General features: G+C 70.8%; 10 protein-coding genes, 1 pseudogene and 1 riboswitch. Of the genes and pseudogenes, 4 read left to right on the top strand and 7 right to left on the bottom strand.

The features are described 5' to 3' along the window. The first annotated feature begins 122 nt into the window (after positions 1–122). On the top strand, positions 123–341 hold the full coding sequence (locus tag ABZ896_RS50960) for a (2Fe-2S)-binding protein (RefSeq protein WP_360945774.1): 219 nt from the start codon (positions 123–125) through the stop codon (positions 339–341). On the opposite strand, the gene bfr is transcribed toward ABZ896_RS50960, so the two are convergent. Beyond that, positions 338–817, bottom strand: coding sequence for a bacterioferritin (gene bfr / locus ABZ896_RS50955; protein ID WP_360945771.1), 480 nt, complete (start codon positions 815–817; stop codon positions 338–340). The genes ABZ896_RS50960 and bfr overlap by 4 nt on opposite strands. A 176-nt stretch (positions 818–993) precedes the next feature. Here bfr and ABZ896_RS50950 point away from each other — a divergent pair, with 176 nt between their 5' ends. Beyond that, positions 994–1626, top strand: a complete 633-nt coding sequence (locus ABZ896_RS50950; RefSeq protein ID WP_360945768.1) for a sulfite oxidase-like oxidoreductase — start codon at positions 994–996, stop codon at positions 1624–1626. Between the two features lie 16 nt (positions 1627–1642). Here the strand turns inward: ABZ896_RS50950 and ABZ896_RS50945 are convergent, their stop codons facing one another. The 6 genes from ABZ896_RS50945 to thiO all read right to left on the bottom strand — a co-directional run bounded on the left by ABZ896_RS50945 (position 1643) and on the right by thiO (position 7294). Further along, entirely contained in the window at positions 1643–2107 is a 465-nt protein-coding gene (locus ABZ896_RS50945; RefSeq protein WP_360945765.1) for a DUF4396 domain-containing protein, read from the bottom strand. A gap of 107 nt (positions 2108–2214) precedes the next feature. Then, entirely contained in the window at positions 2215–3075 is an 861-nt protein-coding gene (locus ABZ896_RS50940) for a deoxyribonuclease IV (RefSeq protein WP_360945775.1), read from the bottom strand. A 19-nt stretch (positions 3076–3094) separates the two neighbouring features. After that, the gene (gene pknB, locus ABZ896_RS50935) at positions 3095–5023 is read right to left on the bottom strand and encodes a Stk1 family PASTA domain-containing Ser/Thr kinase (protein WP_360945762.1); all 1929 of its coding nucleotides are present in this window, start codon (positions 5021–5023) and stop codon (positions 3095–3097) included. A gap of 119 nt (positions 5024–5142) precedes the next feature. Continuing rightward, positions 5143–5937, bottom strand: coding sequence for a thiazole synthase (locus ABZ896_RS50930; protein WP_360945759.1), 795 nt, complete (start codon positions 5935–5937; stop codon positions 5143–5145). Positions 5938–5939: 2 nt separating this feature from the next. Beyond that, on the bottom strand, positions 5940–6140 hold the full coding sequence (gene thiS / locus ABZ896_RS50925) for a sulfur carrier protein ThiS (RefSeq protein ID WP_360945756.1): 201 nt from the start codon (positions 6138–6140) through the stop codon (positions 5940–5942). Next, positions 6137–7294, bottom strand: a complete 1158-nt coding sequence (thiO, locus tag ABZ896_RS50920; RefSeq protein ID WP_360945753.1) for a glycine oxidase ThiO — start codon at positions 7292–7294, stop codon at positions 6137–6139. Before thiO ends, thiS begins: the two co-directional genes overlap by 4 nt. Continuing rightward, positions 7292–7403, bottom strand: a riboswitch (TPP riboswitch). (Overlaps the previous gene by 3 nt.) 53 nt (positions 7404–7456) lie before the next feature. Here thiO and ABZ896_RS50915 point away from each other — a divergent pair. Next, the gene (locus ABZ896_RS50915) at positions 7457–7807 is read left to right on the top strand and encodes a hypothetical protein (protein WP_360945750.1); all 351 of its coding nucleotides are present in this window, start codon (positions 7457–7459) and stop codon (positions 7805–7807) included. A gap of 86 nt (positions 7808–7893) precedes the next feature. Beyond that, positions 7894–8124, top strand: a pseudogene (locus tag ABZ896_RS50910) (NAD(P)/FAD-dependent oxidoreductase); the annotation flags it as partial. Positions 8125–8219 lie beyond the last annotated feature (95 nt).

Raw genomic sequence — 8219 nt, 5'->3', positions numbered from 1 at the left:
CAAGGACCGCGCGACCCGGCGGGCAGTGGCCCTCGCCTCCCAGTTGGCCGGGATTTTTGCGGTCCCTGCTCGCCGGGTAAGGTTAGGTTAGCCTTATCGATCCCGCCGGGAGGTGAATCCGCGTGTATGTGTGCAGTTGCTTCGGCGTGACCGAGACGCAGGTCAGGCAACACGCGGAGAACGGCGCCTGCACGCCGCGCCAGATAGCCTCCGCCTGCAAGGCGGGTACGGACTGCGGGTCGTGCGTGCGGCGCATCCAGGCGATCCTGGGCCGCGGGGCCTGTCCGACCAGGGCTGCCGTGGTCGACCCGGTCCTCTCGGACCTCGAGGAAGCCGCCTAGCTCTCCGGCTGCTCGATCAGCTGGGCGATGTACAGCGCCTCACCGAGCTTCTCCAGCAGTTCCAGCTGCGTGTCGAGGTAGTCGATGTGGTGCTCCTCGTCCTCCAGGATCGACTCGAAGATGTTCGCGGACGTGATGTCGCCCTTCTCGCGCATGACCTTGATGCCCTGCTTGAGGCGGTCGATGGCCTCGACCTCGATCATCCGGTCGGCCTCGAACATCTCCTTGACGGTCTGGCCCACGCGCACGTGGAACAGCCGCTGGTAGTTCGGCAGTCCCTCCAGGAAGAGGATGCGGTCGGTGAGCACCTCGGCGTGCTTCATCTCGTCGAACGACTCGTGCCGCGTGTACTTCGCGAGCTTCGTCCAGCCGAAGTTCTCCTGCATCTTCGCGTGCAGGAAGTACTGGTTGATCGCGGTGAGCTCGCCGGTGAGCTGCTCGTTGAGGAATTCGATGACCTCGGGGTCGCCCTGCATCGCAGAGGCTCCTTCCAACCGGGGGGAACTGGCAGGTTGCGCCGCATCCTTGCACCGGCGACGAAGATCGTCCAGTAAGTCTTCACTTAGTAAGTAAGGGCATGCTTAGTCCACTTTGGGTCGTTTTGCTCGGGGGTTGGTCGGGTGCACCGTCCGAGGTCTGTCAGGATGGATACATGGGTCAGCCGGTGGAGCGCGACAGCGAAGAAGAGGCGCACTCCGAGCTTCCGCCGGGGCAGCGCCTCCAGCGCGGCTGGCCGGTCACGCACTACGGCCCGGTCCCCAAGTTCCGGCCCGAGCGCTGGGAGTTCCGGGTCTTCGGGGCCACCGCGGACGGCGAGAAACACTGCTGGAACCACGAGGAGTTCACGGCCCTGCCGTACACCACGGTCGTGGGCGACCTGCACTGCGTGACGAAGTTCAGCATGCTCGGCGCCGAGTGGGGCGGCATCCCCGCTCGGACGCTCCTGGAGATCGCGCCGCCCGCGCCGGCCGTCACCCATGTGATGGTCTGGGCCGAGTACGGCTTCAGCTCCAACCTGCGGCTCGATGACTTCGCCGCCGCGCGCACCATCTTCGCCACCCACAAGGACGGCGAGCTGCTGACCGCCGAGCACGGCTTCCCGCTGCGCCTGGTCGTCCCTCATCTGTACGCCTGGAAGGGGCCCAAATGGGTCCGTGGCGTGGAGTACATGACCGCCGACCGCCGCGGCTTCTGGGAGGAGCGCGGCTACCACAACGTCGGCGACCCCTGGAAGGAGCAGCGCTACTCCTACCAGGAGGAGCCGGGGGACGGTCCCGAGCTCTGACTCTTCTTCACGCCGGTCAGTGGTGGTACTGGTGCACCACCGCGTGGCCCTTGCCGCGGCCGATCGTCCACTTGTTGACCGGTGTGGTGACGACGAAGGCGATCATCAGGGAGATCGCAAGGGTGGCCCAGAACAGCAGGTCGCCGAGGGTCGCGTCCATCGCGCCCGGCCACAGCACGATCACGCCGTTGTCGACCAGCTCCATCACGGCGATGGACAGGGTGTCCGCGGCCAGCGCCACCTTCACCGCCGCCGCGAGGCCGACGCCGGCCTTCAGGACGCCGCGCAGGGTGAGCGAGTAGCCGAAGAAGAAGGCCAGGACGATCGCGAGGACCGTGGTCGCGAGGTTTCCCCAGCCGAGCGCGGTGCCGACGACCATGCCGAGCACCTCGCCGATGGCGCAGCCGGTGAGGCAGTGGAGGGTGGCCTGGACGGCCATGTTCCAGCTGCTGCCTGTCTGGTGGTGGTGCTCGTGCTCCATGGTTCCCCCAAGGGCGGATGGTGGTTCCTGTGCCGAACAGGAACCCAGTACCCCCTGGGGGTATTCCCTAACTCCGTGGCGGGCTGTCCAGCCAATTCCGTGGCGGGCTATCCCTCGCGGAGTTTCTTCAGCCGCTCCACGTCCGCCGCGTGGCCGTCCTTGCCGCCGGGTGTCTCGATGATCAACGGGACGCCCTCGGTCGCGGGGTGGGTCATCAGGGCGCGGAAGGGGTCCTCGCCGATGTGACCGGCACCGATGTTCTCGTGGCGGTCCTTGTGCGCGCCGACGACGTCCTTGGAGTCGTTGGCGTGGATCAGCTTCAGACGGCCCTCGCCGACGGTGTCCACGAGCAGGTCGAGGGTCTGGTGCATACCGCTCGGGCCGGTCAGGTCGTGGCCCGCGGCGAAGATGTGGCAGGTGTCGAGGCAGATCCCGAGCTTCGGGTGGGCGTCCAGGGCGTCGAAGTACGGCCCGAAGTCCCAGGTCCGGGAGCAGAGCGAGGCGCCCTGGCCGGCCGTCGACTCCAGCAGCAGGAACGGGTCGTCGTCGTGGGTGAGTTCGTCGAGGAGCGGCAGCATGTGCTCGCGGACCTGCTTCAGGGCGACGGAGCGGTCGCGGCCGCCGGTGGCGCTGCCGGTGTGCACGACGACACCCAGGGCGCCGATCTCCCGCCCGCGCCGCAGGGAGTGCCGCAACGACTCGACGGACCTCTCCACGGTCGCCTCGGTGTGCGAGCCGAAGTTGATCAGATAGGGCGCGTGGACGTAGGCCGGGATCCTCTCCTCGGCGCAGACCTCACGGAAGGCTTCGTCCTGGGCGGGATTGCCGACAGGGGTGGCCCAGCCGCGGGGGTTGGCCACGAAGACCTGCACGGTCTCGGCATGGAGATCACGAGCGTAGGACAGCCCTACGGAGTGGAGCCCACCGGCGACGGGAACATGCCCACCAATGGGGTTGCGCGGAGTCATCACCGCCCCATGGTCCCACCTAGCGAATCGTGATCGTGATGGTCGACCCCTTGGGTGCGGTCTCCCCGCCCTCCACGGACTGCTTCTTCACGGTGTTCCCGAAGAGCCCCAGCAGCCCCCGGTCCTCCGAGACCTCGAACCCGGCCCCCTCCAGCTCGGCCTTGGCGTCGTCGACACTGTCGCCCGTGACGTCCGGGACCTCGATCATCTCGGGCCCCTTGGAGAGCGTCAGGGTGATGACGTCCCCCTCGGCGGCCTGGCCGTCCGCACCCGGGTCCTGCCGGGCGACCTGTCCCGCGTCGTACTCGGAGTTGACCCGCGCGGTGGCGACCTTCACCTTGAGGCCGGCCTCCTGGAGGTCCGACCGCGCGTCCGCGAGGTCCTCACCGGTGACGTCCGGGATGTCGACCGGGCTGCCCTTGCTGACGGTGAGCGAGACCGTCGAGCCCGCCCGGAGCGTGGTGTCGCCAGCCGGGTCCGTGCTGATCACGAAGCCCTTGGGGACGTCGTCGCTGAACTCACGGGTGACCATGCCGGGCTCCAGACCGGCGTCCTTCAGCTGGGTCCGCGCCTTGGCGAGCGAGTAGCCCTGGAGGTCGGGCAGCTGCACCGTCTCGGGGCCCTTGGAGACGGTCAGCGCGACGGAGTCGTTGTTCCGTATCCGCGTGCCCGTCCCGGGGTCCGTGGTGATGACGGCGCCCTTCTCCACGGTGTCGCTGTAGGCGTACGTCACCTTGCCGGTCTCCAGACCGGCCTCGTCCAGCCGGTCCCGCGCCTGCGCCTCCGTCTTGGTGAGCAGCGCCGGGACCCGGGTGAACTGGCCGGAGTTGATGTACCAGACGCCCGCGCCGATGCCGAGGGCCAGTAGGACCACGGCGACGAGGAGGAGCGGGCCGCGGCGAGAGGCCTGGCCGCCGCGCCGGGACGGCGGAGGCAGGGGTGGCGGGGTCTCCAGGACGCTGGTGCGGTGGTACACCGGCTCGTCCTCGTTGACCGGCAGCGGGCGCGGCACGCGCAACGCGCGCGGGAGCACGCTCGTACGGTCGCCGGCGATGCCGTGCTGCGTGGACAGCGCCTGCGGCGGTACGGCGTCCAGCTGCTCCTCGGTCAGTGCGGCGCGCGCCTCGCGGGTCTGGCCGAACAGCGCGACCGCGTCGTAGGGGCGCACGTCGGGGGTGCGGGCGGTGGCCGAGGCGACCAGCTCGTCCAGGACGTACGCCAGGCCCGGGACGGTGGCCGAGGGTGGCGGGATGTCCTCGTGGAGGTGCTTGTAGAGCACCACGGCGTGTGAGTCGCCGGTGTGCGGGACGTCGCCGGTCAGCATCTCGTACAGGACGACACCGCACGCGTAGACGTCGGCCCGGGGGTCGGTGGTGCCGTGCTCTATCTGCTCGGGGGCGAGGTAGGAGGCGGTGCCGAGGAGGTTGCCGCTGGTGTGGGTGACCGTGTCCACCGAGCGCACCAGGCCGAAGTCGGCGACCTTCACCCGGCCGTCGTCCCCTATCAGGACGTTCTCCGGCTTCATGTCGCGGTGCACGAACCCGGCGCGGTGCGCGGCGCCGAGCGCGGCGAGGACCGGCTCCAGGATGTCGAGCGCGGCCCGGGGCTGGAGCGCCCCGCGCTCGCGCAGCACGTCCCGCAGGGTGCATCCGGCGACGTACTCCATGGCGAGATAGACGTACGACCCGTCGGTGCCCTGGTCGAAGACCTGCACGACATTGGGGTGGGCGAGCCGGGCGACGGACTTGGCCTCGCGGATGAACCGCTCGACGAACATGCCGTCGGCCGCCAGCGCCGGGTGCATCACCTTGAGCGCGAGCACACGGTCCAGACGGGTGTCCAGGGCCCGGTAGACCGTGGCCATCCCGCCGACCGCGATGCGCGCGTCCACGCGATAGCGGCCGTCGAGCACCTGCCCGACCAGGGGGTCCTGAAGGGTCGTATCCACGCTGGCGAGTGTACGAGCCGCCGCTGACAGTCCATCCGGTTCGGCGGGGATCGGGGCGGTACTGGGGCCGAGCTGTGACGGAGGTCGCACCTGCACATGCCGACGAGTCGAACGTGCGTTCAGAATGCGGGGCGCTCCGGGTCCAGTACGGCCAGGCCGTCCGCCGGGGAAGAGGCCTGCGCGAAATGCCGCCGGGGGATCCGGCCCGCGCGGTACGCCAGCCGGCCCGCCTCCACCGCGTGCCGCATGGCGTGCGCCATCAGCTCGGGCTCCTGGGCGCGGGTCACCGCCGAGGCGAGCATCACACCCGCGCACCCCAGCTCCATCGCCAGCGCCGCGTCCGAGGCCGTACCCGCCCCCGCGTCCAGGATCACCGGCACGCGCGCGTGCTCGACGATCAGCTGGAAGTTGTGCGGGTTGCGGATGCCGAGCCCGGAGCCGATGGGGGAGCCGAGCGGCATGATCGCGGCGCAGCCCACGTCCTCCAGCTTCCGGGCGACGACGGGGTCGTCATTGGTGTACGGCAGCACCGTGAACCCGTCGTCCACCAGGGTCTCCGCCGCGTCCAGCAGCTCGACGGGGTCCGGCAGCAGGGTCCGCTCGTCGGCGATGACCTCCAGCTTGACCAGGTCGGTGCCGAGCGCCTCGCGCGCGAGGCGGGCCGTCAGGACGGCCTCCCCGGCGGTGAAGCAGCCCGCGGTGTTGGGCAGCACCCGGATACCGAGCTTCTGCAGGACGGACAGCACCGAGCCGTGCACCGAGGGGTTCACGCGGCGCATCGCGACCGTCGTCAGCTCGGTGCCGGAGGCGACCAGGGCGCGCTCCAGCACCTCCAGGCTGGGCGCCCCGCCGGTACCCATGATCAGCCGGGACGAGAAGGCCGTACCGCCGATGAGGAAGGGGTCGTCGGCCATGGTCAGCCTCCTTGGACGGCGGTGAGGACTTCCACGCGGTCTCCCTCGGCGAGGGCGGTGGCGGACCACTGCGCGCGCGGGACGACCGTCTCGTTGAGCGCGGCGGCCACGCCGGAGGGCGCCGGGGTCAGGGCGCGCACGACGGTGTCGAGGGCCGTGCCGGGAGCAAACTGGCGCGGCTCCCCGTTGACGGAGATGTTCATGCCGGCTGCTCCACGAGCTCCAGGAAGCGCCTCGGGGTGAACGGACGGGCCTCGTCCGGCAGTTCACCGGTGGTCAGGGCGTGCGCCAGGGCGTCCCCGGTGACCGGGGTCAGCAGGACGCCGTTGCGGTAGTGACCGGTGGCGAGCAGCAGGCCGGGCAGCTCCGTCGGGCCGAGCAGCGGGGCGTTGTCCGGGGACCCGGGGCGCAGGCCCGCGCGGGTCTCCGTGAGCGGCAGCTCGGTGATGCCGGGGACCAGCTCGTGGGCGTCGCGCAGCAGCTCGTAGACCCCGCCCGCGGTGACCGTGGTGTCCCAGCCCAGCTCCTCGCTGGTCGCGCCGACCACCAGCTCGCCGTTCTCCCGGGGCACCAGGTAGACATGGCTGCCGCGCACCACGGCCCGCACGGTGCGGTTCAGGAAGGGCGCGTGGTGCTCGGGCACGGTCAGCCGCAGCACCTGGCCCTTCACGGGCCGTACGGGCGGCAGGACGTCCACCGGGACGCCTTCCAGACGGCCGCTGAGGCTCCCGGCGGCGAGCACGACCTGGTCCGCGGCCAGCTCGGTACCGTCCCGCGTGGTGACCCCGGCGGCCCGCTCCCGTACGACCCGCAGGCGCTGCGCCCACGCCCGGTGGAAGACCACGCCCGCCCGCTCGCACGCGGTCAGCAACGCGCGCGTGAGGCGGCGCGGGTCGATCTGGTGGTCGCCGTCCACCCGGAGGCCGCCGCGCACCCCCGGCGCGAGCATGGGCTCCAGGCGCCGGCACTCCCGCCCCGACAGCCACTCCGAGTCGAGGCCCGACTGGCGTTGCAGCGCGTGCAGTTCGCGCAGATGGGCGCGGTCGTCGGCGTCCAGGGCGACCGCGAGCGTGCCGCAGCGCCGGTAGCCGAGGTCCTGCCCGGTCAGCTCGGTGAGCTCGGCCGCGAAGTCGGGGTAGCGGCGGGCCGAGGCGAGGTTCAGGCCGAGCAGGGTCTGCTCGCCGTAGTGCAGTTCGGTGACCGCGGCCAGCATCCCGGCGGCCACCTGGGCGGCCCCGCCGCCCGGCTCGGGGTCCACGACGGCTGTGCCGAGGCCGCGTTGCGCGGCCCGCCAGGCCGTGACCAGGCCGATGATCCCGCCCCCTACGACGAGGACGTCTGACGTACGTGACGACATGGGCGTCCAGCCCCTCCCTTCGCCGGCATGACCCGGATCAGGTTCGTACGGTCGGAGGCCGCCAGCCTCCCTCTCAGCCCGGTGCGTCCGGGCTCCCGCGAGTGCTTGTACGTTGGCCACCCTAGCCTTTGGTCCTGCGCCTCTGTAAGGGAGCCTTCTGTCATGTCCCGCTCGCTCGACGGCCTTGTCCTGGCCCCCGTCGCAGACCAGGCACCGGGGCAGGTGGGTACCCGTACCCGGTTCACGTACCACGAGAAGGACGGGGAGGTCTGGGCCGAGTACGCGGGCGGGGACGTCGTACGGGGGCATCTCGTCGGCACGCGCGCGGGGGACCGTCTCGACTTCCGGTACGTGCAGCTGAAGGCGGACGGGACGACCTCGTCCGGGCACTGCCTCTCGACCGTGGTCGACCTCGCGGACGGCCGGGTGCGGCTGGAGGAGACCTGGGAGTGGGAGTCGCAGGAGGGCCACGGAACGAGCGTTGTGGAGCAGGTCACTGAGCACGACCGCTGACTGACAAATTGTCAGTTGACTATGGTGATCCGGTGGACGAGCAGACGACGCAGGCGCAGCGGCGGGTGGTGGTGGTCGGCGCGGGCATGGCCGGGGTGCAGACCGCGGTGGCCCTGCGGGAACAGGGTTTCACCGGCACCGTGACGGTGCTCGGCGCGGAACCCCATCAACCGTACGACCGGCCCCCGCTCTCCAAGGCCGTCCTGCTCGGCAAGGCCGAGGGCTCCGCCTTCGACGTCGACTTCGAGGCCCTCGGTATCGAGCTGCTGCTGGGCCGCGAGGTCCTGGGCCTGCGCCCCGCCGCGCACGAACTGGACCCCGCAGCGAGGTGTACAGATCGAGGACGGCGCCCCGCGCGGTGTCCGTGAGCCCCGCCGACGCCCCCGCGGCCAGCGCGGCGGCCACCAGTTCC

The sequence above is a fragment of the Streptomyces sp. NPDC047072 genome, assembly GCF_040643855.1.
GTDB lineage: Bacteria > Actinomycetota > Actinomycetes > Streptomycetales > Streptomycetaceae > Streptomyces.
Note: the sequence above shows the minus strand (reverse complement) of the source record. Positions and strands in the feature narration are given on the sequence as shown.